Below are 20,646 nucleotides of genomic sequence, written 5' to 3'. Positions count from 1 at the left end.
ACATAGAGAAATTCCGTATAATGGATAATCAGAGATTCGTGGAGCCGAGCTTACTTATACGTAGTTCATCTATCAGCAAATATTCTTCTCGAAGTTGGGAAACCAGATGGAACCACCATAAGGAGAGCCGAGGCATTGACTGAAAATCCGGTGTATGCATCACCATTTATAGATTTTACATCTATCACACCAGATACCCCGCTCGGTTCACTTAATTTGAATTGGCGTGAACGAGACTTGCCCGAACGCGAGCGGACCAAGCACGTTCATCGACTTCATCCATACCTTGGCAAGTTCATTCCACAACTAGCCGAGATCTTTTTACGCAAGTATCGTCCAAAACTGGTTTGCGATCCATTCTGCGGCTCAGGGACCACATTGGTAGAATCAATTGCGCTTGGAGTTGACTCTGTAGGCTGCGATATCTCCGAATTCAATTGCCTTCTTACCCGCGTGAAAACTGCTGACTATGATCTGTCTTTATTAGAGCGCGAGATCAGAGACATCTTGACCAAGATAGACCTCCAGTTGCGTGGCGGCTTGTTCGCGGATAACACACTCCAATTTGAAACGGAAAACGACTACTTACGAGCATGGTATCACCCGCGTGCTCTTTACCAACTGCTCTATTATCGCTCCCTTATACCTCGGTACTTTTATCAAGATGTGTTACGAGTGATTTTGTCGCGGGCAGCCCGATCAGCGCGCCTGGTACCTCATTACGAACTGGATTGGCCTAAGAAGCCCCAGACAGAACCCTATTATTGCTTTAAGCATCACCGTATTTGCCAACCAACAGATGACGCTCTCGAGTTTCTCAAGCGCTATAGCATTGACACGTTAAAACGCATTCAAGCGTTTAGTAGCATCCGTAAGGATGCCTCTGTGCAGGTGATATGTGGAGATGCCAGAGAGATTACTTTCCCTCAAGGCATTGATCTTGTTATTACCTCCCCCCCATACGTAGGCATTATTGATTATCATGAGCAGCATCGCTATGCATATGAGTTGCTTAATTTACCATGGCGTGCCGAGAAGGAAATTGGCCCTGCCTCTAAAGGTAGTTCCCAAAAGGCCCAGAAGGAATACATTGAACAGATCGCTGATGTATTCGCCAATCTACGGCAAAGTTTGACATCCGATGCCATTGTAGTCGTGATCGTGAATGACCGTTATGGTCTCTACGAGGCTCTTCCTCAGCAACTCGGCTTCACGCTAGAAGAACGATTAGAGCGCCATGTGAATCGAAGAACTGGCAGACGCAATAATGATTTCTATGAATCCATCCTCATATGGAGGCGGACAACGTGAACCGTGAGACAGAGCAGAAGGTCGCAGACTTCCTAGAACAATTCATTACCAAGCTGACCCAAGTTGAATACAGCATCGAGGATCTGCAAAAAGCATACCCTTTTCATTATTCTTTCGTGACGAAGCCATTATCGCATTTAAGCGACAGCGCTCTATTGTTACCAGCCTGGGACAGAGTCTGTATCCCAAACTAGCCCGCCTCATTGCAGAAGAACGTTACCAGAGGGTTTACCTGGAACACGAGTTTCGTGCCACAATGGATGGAGCCGTTGCTGACACCATCGAGCGAATTGTAACCGAATTGCGCAACAGACAGCGTCACCCAGATCACAGCAAAGAAGTGCAGGAGATACTTCAGGCTCAAGGTGGCATCCCTCGCGAAGTTGTTGTCAAGGCTGACTTGTTCATCGAGGATTTCACAAACGGACCTTTCTTTGCAGAGATCAAGAGTCCATTACCCAATTTGGATATAGCCGCTGAATCCAAGAAAAAGATTTTGACTTTTGTTGCTTTGCATGCTGACCAAAACCCTCAGGCATATCTGGCCTTCCCATATAATCCTTTCCTTACCCGTGAACAGTATCACCACCCATTTACGGCTCATATTATGGACATGGACAAGGAAGTCCTAATCGGTAAGGAGTTTTGGGACACAATCGGTGGTGAAAGCACGTATGAGCAATTGCTTGCCATTATTGCTCAGGTAAGAAAGCGTACTACTCTTTACCACAAGTAGTCTCCGTATATTGGCTTCGCATACCGTATAGACCAAACACCTCGCCTTGCAGGGGCGGCTCCCATGCCGCCGTGAAAATGGAGGGGGAAATGTCCATCGCGATCCGAGAAGCGAATGCAAACGACGCTGAGGTGCTGGCCGATCTGGCCACGCAGTTGGGCTATCCGTCGCAACCCGACCAGATAGTGCATCGTCTGGCCGCTCTGCCATCTTTGGGCTGCCGTGTGTTCGTGGCTGTGGTTGAGGGGCAGGTGATGGGGTTTGTCCAGGTCGGCGTGTACTTCCCGTTCCTGATGGACCATGCCGCCGAGATCGCCGCGCTTGTCGTGGACGAAAAATGGCGCGGACAGGGAATTGGACGAGCATTGCTGCGAGTTGCCGAAGCGTGGGCGGTGGAGAACGGCTGCGCAGCCATCTACGTGCGCACCAACATTGTGCGCGAGCGCGCTCATGCCTTCTATCGGCGGGAGGGCTTCCAACCGGTCAAGACCGCTTTGACCTTTGCCAAGTCGCTCCGCTGATAAACACCAGAACCAGGTTTCTGGCAGAAACCTGGTTTCTTCTTCAACACATCTCCAGCGTGGACGGTTGTATAGACTCTAAAGAACTGGGAGACCTTTAGAGTCTATAGACCGTCTGCGCTCTCGGCGGGCTAGGTAGGGAGCCCCTTCTCCTGAAGGCGTCGCTTTGGCTGCAGGAGAAGGCAGGGGATGAGGGGCATGCCCCACTCTCAACCCCTCTCCTGCGCTGCAGGAGAGGTTGGGCGTGGGCTGTGGCCCGCGCCGAGCAGAGAAAGCACAAAAGGGGGGCGAATACGAGGTTCGCTTCTACTCGTACGTGTGGTGCAAGCCGTGATCCTTCTCCGCCGCCATGGCTGCCGCCATCTCCGCGGTCATCATGGCGCCATGGCGGTATTGGAAGGGCCACATACTCTTGAGGTCGAACAAGCCAACGCGGTCACCATCGTGCAGTACGTGTCCGAGATCCGGCTGCAAGCCGGGCATGGCGCTCAACTGCCCGCTGATGAAGGTAATACCCCGTTCTTCGGTGGGCATCCCCAGGCGCGCCAGCAGGTCGGACATGGTGCTCCCAGCAGGGAGACGCACCTCCAGATGGGCGAAACTGCCCTGATTGGCATCGCCGCCGTAGCGTGCCAGGGCGCCGTAGAGCCATACATCTACCATGATATCGTGTGCATTCACAGTCAGGTTATCCTCCCCCCACTGGCGGAAAAATGCCTACCTCATCGCCGTGCTGAAGGGTCCAATCCATCGGACGGGCACGCCCGTTCACGAAAGCCACCCTCACTTCCTCTGGCGGCAGGCTCAGACGGCTCACCAGATCGGCTATCGTAGCCTCATCTGCTAGCTCCACCTCGAAAGGATGTCCCGGTGTCACATCAGTTCTGTGTTGGCTTAGAGCGGCATACAATTTCACCCGCACGCGCATGGTCATGATCGGTCCTCGTTCATCAGAAACCTGGTTTCTCTATGATTAAGGGCATTTTACAATATCTTGCGCCCAGAGGCAATCCGCACAGGAGGGATTCCAGCCCCAGCAGCCTTCATTGCGTTCGCGCAGGTCGCAGGTCTCGCGTAGGTCGCAGTCAGGGCAAGAGGGGAAATGGAAAGTGCGCACTTCACTGCGAAAGCGCACATATTCCTCAGACATCCAAATTTCAGCCAGCGATTGTCCATTGACATTGCCTAGCACGTAGCGACTGACCTCTTTCTTTCTGCCGTCAATGGCAATATAACTGTAGTTGTGCGAGAGGGCATAGCAGGGAGAGACGCCGCCATCCCATCCCACCACCAGCGCACGGTCTCCAACGAAGCGGCAGCGCCGTTCTGCACCCCAGTACATGCGGGGCAATGCAATGGTCCCCCACATCAACCAGTCCCCAGCGCGGAGCAACCAACCCCCGCTGTCAAGCGGCGGTTGCGGTTCATAGCCATACAGCATCTGATCACGCATTTCTTCAGTGTAAGGCAGGACATTGGTGACTAGGACACGGGCTGCATGGAGCCGCGATGCCAGCCCTGCCAGGTCAGGCAATTCTGCCACATTGCTCTTCAGGACAACAAATTCAATGCCCAAGGTTGGCATCAACGAGCCAAGCCGCGTCTTTTCTTCGTTCAGAGCGCGGATATTTTCCAAGACCTGGGAAAGCATTGCCCCGCGCACGTCAGCATAAGTCTCTGGCTTCACGCCATCCACCGATACCACCAGGCGATCCACACCCAGGCGCACTAGTTCACGGGACATCGCCTTGTCGAGAAGAAGACCATTGGAACCAATCGTCACTGCTACGTTGCGTTCGCGCACAACTTGGATCATTTCCAGGATATGGGGATGGATGAGCGGCTCGCCAAAGCCGGTGAACACAACACGGGTCAAGTTAGGCAGTTCTGTCATGCTTTTAAGGATGCACCTGAACGTGTCCATGCTCATATCTGCTTCTGGGTCTCCCCAGACGTTGCGGATGCAGGTGCGGCAATGGAGATTGCATCCTGTAGTGGGTTCGATATAGAGCTTGCGCACGTCTGGCAAGCAAGCATGAAGAATCAGGTCGCCTTCGCGTTCGTCCAGCCAGTATTCCATATCAGCAGGGAAGTGGCGCTGCTTCAGGAATTCGTCGGGCAGGACGAGGCAACCCTTGCTATCTGCTTTTACCTTGGGCATGTCACGTCCTTTGAGAAAGACCTTTGGGGTCTCTACAGACCCCAAAGGTCTGACCAGAGATTACATTTCGCCGAAGACAGAATCGAGAGCGCTGTCGGGCACATCAAAGACTTGGTTGTGCGGCGGCAGCGGTTCGTACTTCATGAACTCAGGCATGCGGTCTGCTTCTTTGCCGATGCCTGCCGCTTCGTTGAAGGCGCGCTCCTTCTTCAGGATCTCCGCGCCGAGTTTGGCCGCATCCTCCGACTTCCAGTTGGTGCCCAGCACGCCGTTGCACTCCTCCATCATGCCCTCGAAGCCGCTGGCGATGTCCAAGATGGCAAAGGCGATGAACAGGCAGTGCCCGGTGGAGTCAATGAAGGCGGTGGTGGCCTGGAAGGCGCGGCTCAGCGCTGCCTTGCCCTCTGGGCTGAGCGGGTCTGCCTTGCCGCCGACGCTCAGGATCTCGGGGGCGATGGTATAGCCGGAGGTATGGTCAGCGCCCATGGTGCTGGTGGCGTAGGTGATGCCAATGCCCTTGACGGCGCGCGGCTCGTAAGCGGGCATGTTCTGTCCCTTGACCGCGGGCACACGCGTTACACCGAACACCTTGCCCGTCGTTACGGCGCCGTTGCCCAGCACGCGTCCCAGAGGCGTGCCCTTGCCGATCTCATGCATCAGTTCAATAGCGCGTTTCCCATCGCCAAACTCTGCCAATCCTGCCTCCATGGCCACGGCAATGGTTCCGCCCATCTCGATGGTGTCCAAGCCATAGTCGTTGCAGAGGCGGATCAGTTCGCCGGTATCGTCCAGGCTGTCAATACCGCAGTTGGCACCAAAGGCCCAGATGGATTCATACTCCTGGCAGGAAACGTGCTCTGTGCCATCTGGCTTGTGCCAGGTGTTGGAGCACTGGATGATGCAGCCAGGGCTGCAGGCATGGTTGTAGAGTTCCTTGCCCAGGCGCTGCTTGTTCCCCTCGAAGAGCGCTTCGCCCGCGATCTTGGCAGCACCCTCAAAGCGCCCGCTGGAGAAGTTGCGCGTGGGCAAGCCGCCAGCTTCGTTCAGAATGTTGATCAGGATGGCAGTGCCATAGGTGTTCAGTCCACCCTTGGGCTTGGTGATGGCATGCTCGCGCAGCGCATCGGTCAGCTTGGCGCGACCCTGATCGAACAATGCCTTGTCCACAATATTCACGCCAGGAGCGCCTGTATCATCAGCGACGATGAACTTGAGCCCCTTGCTGCCCATCACCGCGCCCAGGCCACCGCGTCCCGCATAGCGGCTAGGACGCTTCGCCAGGTCATTGAAGACGACGCCAGCGCCAGCACAGCCATACTCGCCCGCCACGCCGCAGCCGGCAATGGACGCCTTCGGACCAAAGCGCTCGTACAACTGCGGGAAGACCTCGTAGAGCCCTTTGCCTGTGTACTCATCGGCGGGCAGGAACTCTACCTTGGGCTTGCCCGCGTCGGCATCCCAGGTCAGATGGGCCATCCAGTACTTGCCCTTCTCCTTAGGCTGTCCTTCCACCACCAGCGCTTTGATGCCCATGCGCGCCAAGGCTGGTGCCCATGAGGAGCCGGCATTGGTCTCCTTGATGCCGCCGGTGAGCGGCGATTTGCCACCGGCAGAGATGCGTGCCGAGGTTGGAGCGGCGGTACCGGTTACAATACCAGGAGCAAAAACGAGTTTGTTGTTGGGGCCTAGAGGGTGACACAATGGAGGGACTTCGTCGTGTACGATGGTAGAAGTCATGCCGCGGCCACCAAGGTGTTGGTAAGCCTGCGGGACTTCGTCCAGACGATAGGTGCGGTCATTCATGTTCAACCTTAGAATCCACATGCTCTTTCCTCCTCTTTGAGATTTTTGAGGCAGAAACATCTGCCTATTTTAAGACAAAAGGCAACAGTCGCCGCAAGTGGCTACTGTTGCCTCCTTTGCAAACACGGCAGGCGCCGGGATTGCTCCCCACACCCTATCGCCCATCCCTCCCAGGGGGAGAAAATGGGTCGGAGGACTTTGATACAATTATCATAGCCAATTCTATACAAAAGTCAAAACAGAGGGTGAGGGTGTTGAAAAAGTCCCCTTGGTCATGCTCAACGACGTGAAGGATCTTGGAAAACGCTGCATCGCCCCAAGAACATGCTGGATACGGTGTTGCCCCAGTTGCTGATCGGCTAGGTTCAGAATAGCGCAGACGGGAGCAATGTTTGTGCATATCGTAACCTATGATATACTTATCCATGCTGCACCTCTTCATTCTGCTTGGCGTATGGTATCTCCATTCAGAGCACCGAGGCGCTGCGCTTTCATCAATAATCTTGCTACGGGGATAGCAATTCAACATGAGCAAAAGGCACTGTGGCATGAAGAACAATTACAAGGGGACAAGCGTTTTGGAGTTGCCGCGGGGGCAATTGCAGTTGCCTGTCTTCCTGCCAGATGCCACGCATGGTGTAGTCCGTTCATTGGATGCTAACGACTTGCTGCAATGTGGGGTGCAAGCGCTCCAAATGAATGTCTTCCACCTGATGCAAAGGCCGGGCTCCTCCACGATCAAAGCACTGGGCGGATTGCACAACATGTTCGGCTGGCCAAAGCCCATCGTCACAGATTCGGGTGGTTTTCAGGTTTATTCGCTCATCCACCAAAACCCCAAGTATGGCAGCCTAACCGAACGCGGCATGCTCTTCCGTCCAGAGGGAGCCTCGCGCCGCTTTTACCTCACGCCCGAGAAGAGCATCCAACTACAGGTAGACTATGGTGCTGACCTCGTCATCTGCCTCGACGATTGCACGGATGTGAATCAGCCCTTGTCCATACAGCAAGCATCGGTGGAAAGAACAATCAAGTGGGCCAAACGGTGCAAAGCGGAGTTCGAGCGCCAGATGGAACTACGAGGCTTGGAGAAGGGAGCGCGTCCGCTCCTTTTTGCCGTCGTCCAAGGCGGTGGCTACCGCGATCTGCGCAAGCGCTGCGCCGAAGAGTTGCTCGCAATAGGATTCGACGGATTCGGGCTGGGTGGATGGCCACTGGACAGCGCAGGCAACTTGCTGGAAGAAATCATCGCATATACCCGCGAACTGATCCCAGCCAACTTCCCGATGCACGCCCTGGGCGTGGGCCAGCCAGCCAACATCGTAACCTGCGCCAGGATAGGCTATAACCTGTTTGACAGCACCATGCCCACTAAGGATGCGCGACATGGCCGGCTATATCTGTTCACCAGCGAGCCAAAATCCAGCACGCTAGCAGACGATTGGTACACGCATCTGTATATCCAGGACGCGAAGAACATGAAGGCTAACCAGCCCATTTCCCCCTACTGCGATTGCCTCTGCTGCTCCCACTACTCCCGTGCTTATTTGCACCATTTGTTCAAAGTGAATGACAGTTTGTTCCATAGATTGGCCACGATGCACAACCTGCGCTTTGTGATGCAGCTCATGGCACGCCTGAGAGAGATGAACATGGGATGAGACACGATGCGAATGCGCTGGACAGCGTTGTGCAGGCTGTCCTGCTCAGTCCCAAATACCGCAATGTGTGCCCAGACGTGATTCGCAACATCGCCTCACGAGAACTGGTGATGCGGCGAAACTGGAAGGAAGCATTGAAAGCCACCAAGAACAAGCTGCATCAGGTTGGTGGAGCGTACTTTGACGCCGGCACTCGCTATGTACGCTGGCTGGATGAACTGAAAGAGGCAGCGGAAAGGGCGGACGGCGCCGCTTTGCGCCGCGTATGCACGAACATCATGGGGCATCACTCCTCCACCAGAGAGCGCCTGAGCATCCTCGATGAGTTCTATGCGCGTACTCTCTCTGGCCTCCCTCCTATCCGTGTTGTGCTCGATATTGCCTGTGGGCTCAATCCACTGGCAATACCATGGATGGACTTTAGCGAGGACATCCAATACTATGCCTATGACATGTACACGGACCTCGCGGCTTTTCTGAACGAGTTCCTGGTGATTATAGGAGTGCGGGGTCAAGCATATGCCTGCGACATCGCCCATTCTCCCCCTGTGGAGCAAGCTGATCTCGCCCTCATCTTAAAAAGCCTGCCTTGTCTGGAACAACTGGACAAATCGGCCAGTGTGAGGCTTCTGGATGCAGTACAGTCCAATTACCTGCTGATCTCATTCCCAGTGCGCAGCCTTGGCGGAAGGGAAAAGGGAATGGTGCAGAATTATGAGGAAAGGTTCTGGGAATTAATAGCAGGCAGACCTTGGTCAGTGCAGAGATTTGCATTCGCCACGGAATTGGCCTTCTTGGTGCACAAGCGTTAAAAAGTTGTCTGGACAAAAACACCTGAGGCACTACGAAAAGGAGGGGACACATGCAAACAACTATATTGCCTGGCATGGAGGAGATGCTGAGGGGGTTTGTGCAGCCCTGGTATCAGGCTCTGGCTGATCCTGGCGCCGCGCAACAAGCGGTATTGCAGCGCCTGCTGCAAGGCTATGCACGCACGGGCTATGGCCAACAGCACCAGGCCAGCATGGTCACCACCCTTGAGGAATACCGCAAAGCCTTCCCCATTGTCACCTATGAGGATATCAAGCCTTTGATTGAGCGTACCATGGCCGGCGAAACTGACCTATTGCTCTACGAGCCTCCAGTCGGCTGGGCCATCACGCGCGGGACAACAAAGGGCGAATCCAAGTTCATCCCCATGACTCGCACTGATTTGAAGATGCGCGTTAGTGCTGGCCGCGCTCTCATCAACTATGTGTTGCTCACGAAGCAACTGGACATCTTTCGAGGTGTAAACCTCAACCTCAATTTTCCCTCCGTGGTCGGAAAGGTGCGCATGGGGGATCGCGAAGTCGAATATGGTTATAGTTCAGGAATTTATGTCAAGCATGTTTCCCAGAGCACGCCGCTGCGCTCCCTCCCCACTCAGGACGAGATTGATGCACTGGGAGGTGGGAAAACCATTCGCGATTGGGAGCGGCGCTTCGAGTTGGCTTATGAGCGTTGTAAGGATGAAAACGTAACCGTCGTGGGTGGTGTAGCACCGACGGCGATCACCTTTGGACGCTATCTACGCAAAGCGCACAAGGTCTATCCGAAGGATTTGTGGCGCGTACAAGTCATGACTCTAGGCAGCGTGCCAGGCATCAACACCCGCTACGCGCCTGCACTGCGGGCAATGTATGGCCCAGCAGCCATTCTGGAGATCTATGGAGCGACAGAGGGCATGTTTGGGCAACAACGCGACGAACGCCGCGCATGGGTCCCCAATTACGATCTGTTCCTCTTTGAGGTCGAGACCAAGCGCGGGCTGATCATGCTCCACGAGATGCATCCCGGCGAAACGGGCAGCCTCGTAGTCTCCACGCCCATCCTGCCGCGCTATAGGATTGGCGATCTCATTCTCGCTTTCGATGCACCGTACTTCCGCTGCATTGGCCGCGACGAGCCACTCACCCGGTTGCGCTACTTCTGGAATCAGATCATGAGCCTGGACCTGGGTCCACCATGAGCAAGGGCTTTTCGCCAGGTGCAGACGACCGCCAATCCACACCTGCACTGTGCGGCGTTTCGTCTCTACGAACTGAACAAGCCCCTGGATTACCAGCGACCTCTCAACAAACCACCAAGGAGGATAGCCAGTCCGATTCCAATCAGGATAATCGGCAAAGTCAGGTTAAAACCGGTTATGCCCCCTAACCCAATTGCGGTCAAGACAATACCGCCTATCAGCGTGCCCAAGACCGGACGGCGATAAGCAGGAATCAATAGCCGAACGACCGCTTTTAGCAGGAGCATCAACCCCGCGACAAGGAAAACGAGATTCCACACCCCGCCAAACTGCTCCCAGGTGATGAATCCCTGCGATTCAGCCAGGAGGATCACTCCAACAACGATCAAGAACAAAGCCCAGAGAACGCCACTAATTGGGTCTCGCCCCCATCCCTGTCCCTTCTCTTCCTTTTCTTCGCGCTTCTCTTCCTCTTTTTCTTCCTTCTCATCGTACCTGCGTTCACGGCGGCCCTCCCACTGCGGTCCGCCTTCCATTTCCTCGTAGGACATGGCTCACCTCCTCTGGGATTGTGTCTATGGACAGATTCTTGACTGCTATTATACAGTACACGAGTGAACGATGCAAATGGTGGATACGCACTCCCATGCAGTATAATATCGCTCAAGGAAACAGGAGGTTAGAGAATATGCGCCTGTCACAATTATTTGGGCGAACGCTGCGCGAGGTTCCTGCCGAGGCGGAATGCATCAGCCACCAACTCTCGTTGCGAGCAGGGCTGATCCGCCCCTTGGCAGCCGGCATCTACAGTTACCTGCCACTTGGCTGGCGTGTGCTGCGCAAGATCGAACGCATCATGCGCGAAGAGATGGATGCCATTGGCGGGCAAGAAGTGCACATGCCCGTGGTCAACCCGGCCGAAATCTGGCGCGCCACAGGGCGCTATGATGCGCCAGCACCAGGGCCCGCTCTGGTACGCTTCCGCGACCGCGCCAACCACGATCTGGTGCTGGCCATGACTCACGAGGAAGTTGTGGCAGACTTGCTGCGGCGGGAAATCGTTTCCTACCGCCAGCTTCCCTTCATAATTTACCACATTCAGACCAAATTCCGCGACGAGCCGCGGGCACGTGGAGGTCTGATCCGCGCTCGAGAGTTCACCATGAAGGACGCATACAGTTGCCATCCGGACCGGAACAGCCTGGATGAGTTCTACCCACGGATGTATCAGGCTTATGTCAACATATTCCGCCGCTGCGGAGTGCGAGCCATCCCTATTGTTGCAGATACGGGAGTGATGGGCGGCCCCGAATCCCATGAATTCATGGTGCCCTGTGCCTCAGGCGAAGATACCCTGATCCGTTGTGCCCATTGTGGGTATGCCGCCAACGTAGAGAAAGCAACTTTTGCCAAGCCCGTTGGTATCTCAGAAGTGGAACGCCCTATCGAGGAAATCGCCACACCGGGTTGCAAGACAATTGCCGATGTGGCAGCCTTTGTTGGTGTGCCCACTCAGCAGACGCTCAAGGCACTGTTCTACACTACAGAGCGCGGCGAAATCGTGCTTGCCCTTATCCGTGGCGACCTGCAAGTGAACGTAGTCAAGCTCGCCAATGCCTTAGCGGGCGCCGAGTTGCATCCTTCCACTGAAGCGGAATTGCAGGCCGCTGGACTTGTTCCAGGTTACGCCTCGCCTGTCGGACTGGCGGGGTTTCGCGTCATTGCTGATGATTCGATTACCCTAGGCAACAATTTTGTCGCCGGTGCGAATAAGGAAGGGTATCATCTGAAGAATGTGAACTACCCGCGCGACTTTGCTGTTAGCACCATCACGGACATCGCCATGGCCCAGGCAGGAGACCAATGCCCACAGTGCGGCAGCGCCTTGCAAGCGATGCAGGGAATCGAGTTAGGACACCTTTTCAAGCTGGGCACTCGCTACAGCGAAGCACTAGGTGCAACCTACCTGGCCAAAGATGGACAACAACGTCCTATCGTCATGGGCTCGTACGGGATTGGTACGGGGAGATTGATGGCTGCAATTATTGAGGAAAACCACGATGACCACGGCATCATTTGGCCCGCTTCCGTCGCCCCTTATCTGTTCCACTTGTTATCTCTAGGTGCGACCCAGCCAGAGGTCCATTCTGCTGCAGAACAACTGTACCGTCATCTGCTAGAAGCCGGCTACGAGGTGCTCTACGATGACCGAGACGAGAGCGCCGGGGTCAAGTTCAACGACGCTGACCTGATTGGCATCCCCTGGCGTATTACTGTGAGTCGTAAAACACTGGCTCAAGAGAGCGTAGAACTCAAGGCACGTAGCGAAAGCGCCTCCCGCCTAGTGCCCTTGGCTGAATTGGATGCCCTGCTGGCTAGCCTGACCTCAGGGATTGATGCGCTCCCTCTGCGTTAGTGGCAGGCTTTGATTGGTGGGTTGCGTCAATCAGGAAACGCTTACCATGATGCGCAGGAAAGATTCTTCGCGCAAAGACCTATTGCACTACCCTGTATTTGCACAAAATGAATATTATTGTTATAATGTAAGACTGTAAAAAGCACCGCTGAAAAGTGGGTTGTCCCCACTTTTCTTCTTACATGCTGTCTGTTAAGCGGACTAGTTCGAGTTTTCGGGCATTGCTCGCGGGAGGTTTTTGGTTTTGAAGAACGATTTTCTCATTGCAATAACTCAAGTATGTGCAGAGCGGCACCTGCCCAAAGAGGTGGTCCTAGAAGCCATTGAGCAGGCGCTTGTCCTTGCCTACAAACGCAACTTTGGGCCTGCACAAAACATTGATGTCAAGATCGATCCGAATACAGGGAAAGCACGCGTCTTCGCCGCGAAGGAAATCGTGGAAAAGGTGAAGGACCCACGCACTCAAATCACACTGCAGGAGGCACGGCAGATTGATGCTATGGCCAAACTGGGCAGTACCATACAGATTGAGATGACGCCCAAGAATTTTGGGCGCATCGCTGCCCAAACGGCCAAACAGGTTATTCTGCAGCGCATTCGCGAAGCGGAGCGGGAAACCTTGTACGCGGATTGGTCAGACCGTCTGGGCGAGGATGTGCTCGGCACAGTGCGCAATATTGATGCTGCTGGGAATGTCATCCTGTCTCTGGGCAGAACAGAAGCAATTCTGCCCAAAAGCGAGCAGATCCCAACCGAGCAATATACACCAAACCAGAGGCTACGCGCCTATGTCTATGAAGTAGAGAAGACAAACCGTGGGCCGCGCATCAAAGTTTCACGCACCCATCAGAAATTGCTGCGACGCTTGCTCGAGAACGAAGTTCCGGAGATCTATCAGGGCACTGTCGAGATCAAAGGCATCGCTCGAGAACCCGGTTCGCGCTCAAAAGTAGCGGTAGCGGCCACCCAGCCAGGCATTGACCCGGTTGGCTCCTGCGTTGGCATGCGGGGCGTACGCATTCAGAACATTGTGAACGAACTAAATGGAGAGAAAATCGACGTCGTGGCCTGGTCTCCAGAGGAGACGGAATTCATCGCCAATGCGCTCAGCCCAGCCAAGGTGGAGCATGTGTGGTTGGATCGCGAGACCAAGACCGCCACAGTGGTTGTACCCGATAGCCAGCTTTCGCTTGCCATCGGCAAAGAGGGGCAAAATGCCCGCCTGGCAGCCAAGTTGACCAACTGGCGCATTGACATCAAGAGTTCTTCGGAAGCAGCGGAGGAGATCGAACGACGCGCTAAGGAGGCAGCAGAGGCTGCGGCCAGAGAACGAGAATTGGCAGCAAAACGCGAGGCTGCCGCAGCGCTTCTGGCACAGGCAGAGTTAAGCCTGGCCCAAGAAGAACAAGGCATTGCCGAGGTGATTGGCGAGGCGGAAGGAGCCCTATTTGCTACAGAGCCAAGTGTAGATCAGGGGGCCTTGGCTACCGAACCAGCCCCCAGTGAAGAAATGGCCACGATTCCTGCTCAGGCGACTTTGGTACAGGAAGCAACCCCTCCAGCAGAGGCTACTGTCGAGGCAGAAGAAGCGGCCACTGGGCAGGAGGTTGAGTCTGAAGCCGAAGAATCACCTGCCATCAAATGGGAAGCCGAAAGCGAGTATGAAGAAGAGGAGTATGAGCCGAAAGAGGGAAAACGGCACAAGGGCAAAGCCAAGAAGAAGGGACGTCTACAACAACGCAGGGTCAGCCGCCGTGTTGACTGGCAAGATGAAATAGAGGAGTGGTAAGGCGAGTTTGCTCTTCACTGTCGCGAGCACTAGGAAAACGGCTTGGTAGAAACAGAAAAGCATGGCACCCAAACATATTCCTTTGCGAACCTGTGTGCAATGTCAACAGGTGCGCCCAAAACGAGAACTGATCCGTATTGTCCGTACCCCTCAGGGAACCATCGAGATAGATGAGAGGGGAAAAGCTGCTGGTCGCGGGGCATATCTGTGCCGCAACAAGGCTTGCTGGGAAGGTGCTATCTCGCGTCAGCGATTGGATTATGCACTGAAGACAACGCTGAGCCCTGCAGACAAAGAGCGGCTTCTGGCCTATAGCCAGAATTTGCCTAGTAGCGACACAGAATAGCGAGTTCTAGGAAGGGAGAACGGGACAGCCGGCACGGTTGATATGGTAGGAACGTACAGATGCATATGAAGACTGCATTTGGCAGGAAATCCATGCAGGGGCGAAACGGTACCCTGGGTGAGATAAAGGACGAGGGAGTACTCATGGCCGATTGATCTTTATGCGCCATTTCCTCTAGTCTTCCCTCGCTTATTCTCCCCACTTTCCCCCAGCAGGGATGGTACGTTTTCACCCTGCAGGTCATATTTTGCCTGATAAAAAGCAACCGAGGCTGAACTCCTTTCCCGCAGACTAGAAAGGCCTGCGCATTGCCATGCACGCCCGAACGACAATAGTACAAGAGGAAAGGGGGTAGGTTATGCCCAAACAGAAAACCACCCATACCAGTTCAATAGATGCAGAAACCAAAGAGCCTGCATCCGACGTTAATCCGCCAGCGGACAAGACCGCTCGGGAAAAGCCCGCCCAACTTCCCAAAGCCAAGGGCGCGGCGGAATCGGATGCCAGCAAAGCCAAAACGGCTGAAGCCGGACCTCGCCAGGCTCAAAAAGGAGCGAAGATTGCGAGAGATGGCCGCGTAAAGGTCGCTAAGGCTGGTAAGGTTAAACCTACCAGACATGCGAAAGCGCCTCCACGCGGTAGCGCAGAAGGCAAGGTGCCGGGTGCTGCCCAGCCTGCTGCGAAGCGAGTTCCTGCAAAAACGAAAAAGCCTGCTGTGCCGCAACCGTCTATGAAAGCAGCAGTTTCAGCAGAGGCTACAGAGACAGAGCCTCCCAAAATTCTCGAAGCTGTGGCTGTGGCCGAGCCCGAAGCACCGCCGACATCAAATGTGGTCACGCTCCCCTTATCTATCACCGTACGTGACCTGGCCGCGTTGTTGAAAGCTAGCCCTATCACGATCATCCGCGAGTTAATGAAGAGCGGCGTGATGGCCAATATCAATCAGGAAATTGATTTCGACACAGCCGCAATTGTGGCTTCAGACCTGGGCTTTGAGGTCAAGGAGGAGCGTCCGCCAGAGCCGGTCGAGGAATTGCCCCAAGAGCCCGTACGCAAACGTCGCGAGTATACTGCCGAAGAACTGGCCAAATTAGCACCACGGCCGCCCGTGGTGACGATCATGGGGCATGTCGATCACGGCAAGACCTCTCTATTGGACGTGATTCGCCAAACCAATGTTGTGGCCAGCGAAGTCGGTGGAATTACCCAGCACATTGGCGCTTATCAGGTGGAGGTGCAAGGGAAAAAGATCACGTTCCTAGACACCCCTGGCCACGAAGCCTTTACTGCTATGCGCGCCCGTGGGGCCATGGTGACGGACATTGCGGTGCTGGTCGTTGCTGCTGACGATGGCGTACAACCTCAGACGATCGAGGCCATTAACCACGCTCGTGCGGCCCAGGTACCCATCATCGTCGCGCTGAACAAGATAGATAAGCCCAATGCCAATCCTGAGGTAGTAAAGAGGCAGCTTTCAGAGATAGGACTCCTCGTGGAGGATTATGGCGGAGATGTTATTTGCGTGCCCGTCTCGGCCAAGCAGAAGATCGGACTGGAGACATTGCTCGAGATGATCCTCTTGGTCGCGGAAATGGCCGACTTGAAAGCGAACCCCGAAGCTCTTGCCTCTGGCACGGTCATCGAGGGGCGCTTGGACAAAACCAAAGGACCTTTAGCCACTTTGCTGGTGCAGGAAGGCACATTGCACCTTGGCGATTCCTTGGTCATTGGTGATCTCGCGGGCAAGGTCCGCGCCATGTTCGATGATAAAGGCCAACGCATCGAAAGCGCTCCGCCTGCTATGCCAGTAGTTGTCTTGGGACTGAGCGATGTGCCCGCTGCGGGAGAGCCCTTTAGAGTGGTCAAGGATGAACACGAAGCGCGAGCTCTTGCCGCTGCTGAAGCCTTGCGTCGCCAGCAAGCGGCTGAACAGCAGAAACGGCGCGGGATCAGCCTCGATGAATTCTTTGCCAAAGCACAGGCTGGACAAGCGAAAGAACTCAACTTGATTCTCAAGGCAGATGTACAAGGCTCCATCGAGCCTATTGTCAACTCTGTGGAGAAACTCGGCGATGAGAAACTCAGGGTCAAGTTATTGCACACTGGACTTGGCAACATCAACGAATCCGATATCATGCTCGCAGTTGCTTCGCAAGCCATTGTCATTGGCTTCAACGTGCAAGTGGATGCCGCTGCCAGCCGCATGGCTGAGTCTGAAGGGGTAGATATACGCCTCTACAATATCATTTACCACCTTGTGGACGATATCGATCGTGCTCTGAAGGGCTTGCTCGAGCCCAGTTATAAGGACGTGACCATCGGCCATGCCGAGGTACGGGCTGTCTTTCGTATCGGACACAAAAAGCAAGTAGCTGGGTGTCAGGTTATGGACGGCATAGCCGCACGCAATGCCCTGGTCCGCGTCCGCCGCGCCGATAAGGTCATCTTCGAGGGCCAAGTAGCCTCTCTGCGTCGCTTCAAGGAAGATGTGCGCGAAGTCAACACAGGCCTGGAATGCGGCGTAGGGGTAGAAGGCTTTGATGACTTTGCCGTAGGCGATATATTAGAATTCTATAGAAAGGAACAGGTAGGAGGCACAGTGGCATGAAAAGGCAATGCATGCGCTTGCCTAAGCAGGGACTGTGCCTCCCATTGTGAGATATGCCCACACGACGTCAAGAACGAGTCAGCAGTCGCATCCAAGAAGAAATCAGCGAACTGCTGCAACAAAGAGTGCGGGATCCACGTTTGACATACGTGACGGTCACAAAAGTTGAGATCACCGCCGATCTAAAACTGGCCACGATATTCGTCAGCGCGCTGGGCGATCAAAAGTCGCGCGACGATGCCCTGGCAGGGTTGCAGCACGCTTCGCGTTACATTCGCCGGGAATTAGCGCAACGTCTTCAAATGCGCTTTGCGCCGGAACTGCGTTTCATGTTGGATGATACCTGGGAACATGTTGCGCGCGTAGAGTCCCTCTTGGAGCAGTTGCAGAACACACCACCGAGCAATGAAGTAGACGCATCGGCCCAAGAGCGGGAGTGAACTTTGCAAGGAGCAGTAGCGGAGCATGAATAGCGCGAAGCGCTACCTTCAGGCAGCCCAATCGGTCTATATCGCTTGCCATATCATCCCAGATGGGGATGCCATCGGTTCCCTGCTGGGGCTTGGACTGGGATTGCGGCACCTGGGAAAATCGTGCATTATGGCTTGCGCCGATCCGGTGCCCGCCAAATTCGATTTTCTTCCTTCCTGGCGCGAAATTACTGCCCAGCCTCCCACAAACGAAGAAGTCATTGTCACGATAGATTCCAGTGACATCGAGCGCCTGGGCTCGCTGTACGATGAGCGCGTTTTCGGCAGCCGACCGGTGATCAACATTGATCACCACGTGACAAACACGCGTTTCGGCACAGTCAACCTGGTACAACTGCTGCCTTCTACTGCGGAGATCGTGTATGGGTTGCTCAAGCAACTGAAAGTGCCGCTGGACAAAGACATTTCTACGGCGCTTCTTGTCGGGCTGATTACGGACACGCAGTGCTTCCGTACGAGCAACGTCAGTGCCAAGCAATTGCGCACGGCTATTGCTTTGACCCAGGCAGGGGCATCGCTCAGCGAAATCACTGAGCTCGTCTTTAACCGAGAACCGATCTCGACTATTTGCCTGTGGGGCCAAGCACTGGCCCATGTACAGCGGCGTGGGCGCATCTTGTGGACAGAGATAGATCAGCACATGATGCGCAAGTGCGGTGCATCACCTAACGAGGGCAATGGCTTAGTCAGTTTCCTGGCTAGCACGATGGGAGTTGATGTAGCCATTGTCTTTCGCGAGAAGGATGATGGGCGCATCGAGGTGTCCATGCGTGCTGGGCCTGGCTGGGACATCTCCGACGTGGCGTTCCGACTGGGAGGTGGCGGGCATCCGCGCGCGGCGGGATGCACGATCGCGGGAAAGATGGTCAAAGTACGCGAACTTATCTTGAATGAGATCGAGACTGCCTTGCAGAAGCAGGCACAAGACAAAAGAGAGCAGTCAGCAGGAAACAGTTAGCAGCAAAATCCTGCATCCTGTACCATGAACAGCATGCCCAATCAAGAGTTATGCGGTATATTGAACATCAACAAGCCTAGTGGCATGACGTCCCACGACGTTGTCGCGCGTGTGCGCAAAATCACCGGGCAGAAGAAGGTGGGGCATGCAGGCACACTGGATCCATTAGCGACTGGCGTCCTACTGGTCTGCCTGGGCCAGGCAACTCGAGTAGCCGAGTATTTGGCAACCAGCGATAAGATTTATCGCGCCCGGGTGCGTCTGGGCATTAGCACGGATACCTATGATGCCGAGGGCCAGGTTACCGGTCAATCGGAGGTAGCAGTTACTCGCGAGCAGGTCGAACAAGGGCTGACTGCATTCGTAGGGTCGGTGGAACAGACGCCGCCCATGTACTCCGCTATTAAGCGTGACGGCATCCCACTATACCGGCTTGCCAGACGCGGGCAAGACATTGCCAGAGCCAAACGGAAGGTGCAGATATGGGACATCCAATTACTGGCGTGGGAGCCACCAGAGTTAGAGATTCGGGTGCACTCTAGCAAGGGCACTTATATACGCTCTCTGGTGCATGACTTGGGGCAGCGTCTTCATTGTGGCGCACACCTGGTGAGCCTAACTCGCATCGCCAGCGGCCAGTTTCGCATTGAGCAAGCGATCACGCTTGAGGAATTGGAGCAGGCTTGGGCCATGGGCACTGTGGACAATTTGCTTTACCCGCTCGATACGGCCTTGCAGGGCTTTCCAGCCACTGTGGTGGATCGGGCCACGGAGAACAAGATTATTTCAGGGCAGCGGGTGCAGTTATCCGAGGCACCACAGGGAGCGCTGTGCCGTGCTTATGCGGCCAATGGACGCCTGCTGGCTCTGCTCCGACTAGATGAGAAAGGACTGTGGCAACCACATAAGGTGTTTGTCCAACGGATAAGCGATGAGGATCATTCGTGACCTAAGGCAAACAAACATAGAAGGTGAAACTGCTCTCGCTATTGGAGCCTTTGATGGGCTGCATGTGGGACACCAGGAACTGCTCAGACAGCTCATACGCAGAGCTCAGCGCACGCAGCGGCTCAGTGGAGTGGTCACTTTCGACCCACTCCCTAAGGCAGTCCTGGCTCCTGCCAGCAATGCGATTTGTTTGACCACCATCGAGGACAAGATCGAGCTCCTGGAAGAGCAGGGGGTGGATTTGTTGGTTATCCTGCCCTTCACGCCGGAATTGGCCCGTACATCGGCCCGGGATTTTGTACAACGTCTATGCGACCATCTGCATATGAGGGAGTTGTGGGTTGGATGGAACTTTGCTTTGGGCTATGGACGTGAAGGCAATGTGCGTGTGCTAAAGAAACTAGGCAAAGAACTGGGTTTTCGCGTACATGTGATTGCACCTGTGATAAATGGCGATATTGCTATTAGCAGCACCCAGATTCGCAACCTATTGAGCGCAGGAGAGGTAACGGAAGCAGCCAAGATGCTTGGGCGTTACTATCAATTGAGAACCCATGTCGTTTCGGAAATAGAACAGGATGAGAAACTAGGACTGACCAGCACGCGCTTGCAGTTTGCGCCACATTGCGCACTGCCGGCCAGCGGCGTCTATGCGGCTTATGCGCTGATCCAGGGCAGACCTTATTCAGCCGTAGTAGACATCGGCTCAGAGCCAACTGCCGAAAGCCAAACGCCGGAGGTCAGAATGCACCTGTTGGGCTTTGACGGAGAACTGCAGGGAGAGGAAATACGCATCCAATTCGTGGAACGATTGTCTCAGTAGTGCTCTTCTTCAGATGCGCGTACAATGCGCATGCAAATGGAGAAGCATATCGCCAGAGCACGG

At 54.8% G+C, this 20,646-nt stretch carries 19 protein-coding genes and 1 riboswitch; of the genes, 14 read left to right on the top strand and 5 right to left on the bottom strand.

All coding sequences use genetic code 11. The annotated features are described in order from the left end of the window. The first annotated feature begins 150 nt into the window (after positions 1 to 150). The 3 genes from H5T67_07185 to H5T67_07175 all read left to right on the top strand — a co-directional run bounded on the left by H5T67_07185 (position 151) and on the right by H5T67_07175 (position 2,568). On the top strand, positions 151 to 1,311 hold the full coding sequence (locus tag H5T67_07185) for a class I SAM-dependent methyltransferase (GenBank protein ID MBC7245104.1): 1,161 nt from the start codon (positions 151 to 153) through the stop codon (positions 1,309 to 1,311). A gap of 67 nt (positions 1,312 to 1,378) precedes the next feature. After that, positions 1,379 to 2,047: a TdeIII family type II restriction endonuclease gene (locus tag H5T67_07180; GenBank protein MBC7245103.1), complete on the top strand. Its 669-nt coding sequence runs from the start codon at positions 1,379 to 1,381 to the stop codon at positions 2,045 to 2,047. A gap of 89 nt (positions 2,048 to 2,136) precedes the next feature. Then, a complete protein-coding gene (locus H5T67_07175; GenBank protein MBC7245102.1) occupies positions 2,137 to 2,568 on the top strand; it encodes a GNAT family N-acetyltransferase in 432 nt (143 codons plus the stop codon). Between the two features lie 306 nt (positions 2,569 to 2,874). Here the strand turns inward: H5T67_07175 and H5T67_07170 are convergent, their stop codons facing one another. The 4 genes from H5T67_07170 to H5T67_07155 are packed head-to-tail and all read right to left on the bottom strand — an operon-like array spanning position 2,875 to position 6,553. Next, positions 2,875 to 3,231: a MoaD/ThiS family protein gene (locus tag H5T67_07170; protein MBC7245101.1), complete on the bottom strand. Its 357-nt coding sequence runs from the start codon at positions 3,229 to 3,231 to the stop codon at positions 2,875 to 2,877. A 25-nt stretch (positions 3,232 to 3,256) separates the two neighbouring features. Next, a complete protein-coding gene (locus H5T67_07165; protein ID MBC7245100.1) occupies positions 3,257 to 3,496 on the bottom strand; it encodes a MoaD/ThiS family protein in 240 nt (79 codons plus the stop codon). Positions 3,497 to 3,541: 45 nt separating this feature from the next. Continuing rightward, entirely contained in the window at positions 3,542 to 4,729 is a 1,188-nt protein-coding gene (locus H5T67_07160) for a tungsten cofactor oxidoreductase radical SAM maturase (GenBank protein MBC7245099.1), read from the bottom strand. 60 nt (positions 4,730 to 4,789) lie between these two features. Then, positions 4,790 to 6,553 carry an aldehyde ferredoxin oxidoreductase gene (locus H5T67_07155; GenBank protein MBC7245098.1) on the bottom strand — a complete coding sequence of 588 codons (1,764 nt, stop codon included), beginning with the start codon at positions 6,551 to 6,553 and terminating at the stop codon, positions 4,790 to 4,792. Between the two features lie 74 nt (positions 6,554 to 6,627). Next, positions 6,628 to 6,738, bottom strand: a riboswitch (molybdenum cofactor riboswitch). Between the two features lie 342 nt (positions 6,739 to 7,080). On the opposite strand from H5T67_07155, the gene tgt reads away from it, so the two are divergent. From tgt to H5T67_07140, 3 genes are read left to right on the top strand one after another with little or no spacing between them, the layout of a single operon-like run. Then, complete coding sequence (tgt, locus tag H5T67_07150; GenBank protein MBC7245097.1) at positions 7,081 to 8,193, top strand: tRNA guanosine(34) transglycosylase Tgt; 1,113 nt, start codon at positions 7,081 to 7,083, stop codon at positions 8,191 to 8,193. Further along, entirely contained in the window at positions 8,190 to 9,005 is an 816-nt protein-coding gene (locus tag H5T67_07145; protein ID MBC7245096.1) for a 16S rRNA methyltransferase, read from the top strand. The genes tgt and H5T67_07145 overlap by 4 nt, the downstream gene beginning before the upstream one ends. A 50-nt stretch (positions 9,006 to 9,055) precedes the next feature. Further along, positions 9,056 to 10,204 (top strand): GH3 auxin-responsive promoter family protein, encoded by a 1,149-nt coding sequence (locus H5T67_07140; protein MBC7245095.1) that lies wholly within the window; start codon positions 9,056 to 9,058, stop codon positions 10,202 to 10,204. An 89-nt stretch (positions 10,205 to 10,293) separates the two neighbouring features. On the opposite strand, the gene H5T67_07135 is transcribed toward H5T67_07140, so the two are convergent. Then, entirely contained in the window at positions 10,294 to 10,755 is a 462-nt protein-coding gene (locus H5T67_07135) for a hypothetical protein (GenBank protein ID MBC7245094.1), read from the bottom strand. Positions 10,756 to 10,892: 137 nt separating this feature from the next. Between H5T67_07135 and H5T67_07130 the strand changes: the two genes are divergently transcribed. The 8 genes from H5T67_07130 to H5T67_07095 all read left to right on the top strand — a co-directional run bounded on the left by H5T67_07130 (position 10,893) and on the right by H5T67_07095 (position 20,583). Then, the gene (locus H5T67_07130; protein ID MBC7245093.1) at positions 10,893 to 12,620 is read left to right on the top strand and encodes a proline--tRNA ligase; all 1,728 of its coding nucleotides are present in this window, start codon (positions 10,893 to 10,895) and stop codon (positions 12,618 to 12,620) included. 244 nt (positions 12,621 to 12,864) lie between these two features. Beyond that, complete coding sequence (gene nusA, locus H5T67_07125; GenBank protein ID MBC7245092.1) at positions 12,865 to 14,409, top strand: transcription termination/antitermination protein NusA; 1,545 nt, start codon at positions 12,865 to 12,867, stop codon at positions 14,407 to 14,409. 61 nt (positions 14,410 to 14,470) lie between these two features. Beyond that, the gene (locus H5T67_07120; protein ID MBC7245091.1) at positions 14,471 to 14,755 is read left to right on the top strand and encodes a YlxR family protein; all 285 of its coding nucleotides are present in this window, start codon (positions 14,471 to 14,473) and stop codon (positions 14,753 to 14,755) included. A gap of 358 nt (positions 14,756 to 15,113) precedes the next feature. Then, complete coding sequence (gene infB / locus H5T67_07115; GenBank protein ID MBC7245090.1) at positions 15,114 to 17,363, top strand: translation initiation factor IF-2; 2,250 nt, start codon at positions 15,114 to 15,116, stop codon at positions 17,361 to 17,363. A 53-nt stretch (positions 17,364 to 17,416) separates the two neighbouring features. Next, positions 17,417 to 17,803: a 30S ribosome-binding factor RbfA gene (rbfA, locus tag H5T67_07110; protein MBC7245089.1), complete on the top strand. Its 387-nt coding sequence runs from the start codon at positions 17,417 to 17,419 to the stop codon at positions 17,801 to 17,803. Between the two features lie 25 nt (positions 17,804 to 17,828). Then, on the top strand, positions 17,829 to 18,812 hold the full coding sequence (locus H5T67_07105; GenBank protein ID MBC7245088.1) for a bifunctional oligoribonuclease/PAP phosphatase NrnA: 984 nt from the start codon (positions 17,829 to 17,831) through the stop codon (positions 18,810 to 18,812). A gap of 60 nt (positions 18,813 to 18,872) precedes the next feature. After that, positions 18,873 to 19,760: a tRNA pseudouridine(55) synthase TruB gene (gene truB, locus H5T67_07100; GenBank protein ID MBC7245087.1), complete on the top strand. Its 888-nt coding sequence runs from the start codon at positions 18,873 to 18,875 to the stop codon at positions 19,758 to 19,760. Continuing rightward, a complete protein-coding gene (locus H5T67_07095; GenBank protein MBC7245086.1) occupies positions 19,744 to 20,583 on the top strand; it encodes a bifunctional riboflavin kinase/FMN adenylyltransferase in 840 nt (279 codons plus the stop codon). Before truB ends, H5T67_07095 begins: the two co-directional genes overlap by 17 nt. Positions 20,584 to 20,646 lie beyond the last annotated feature (63 nt).

It is taken from the genome of Chloroflexota bacterium (genome assembly GCA_014360905.1).
GTDB lineage: Bacteria > Chloroflexota > Anaerolineae > UBA2200 > UBA2200 > JACIWX01.
This window is presented reverse-complemented; position numbering and strand designations above follow the sequence as displayed.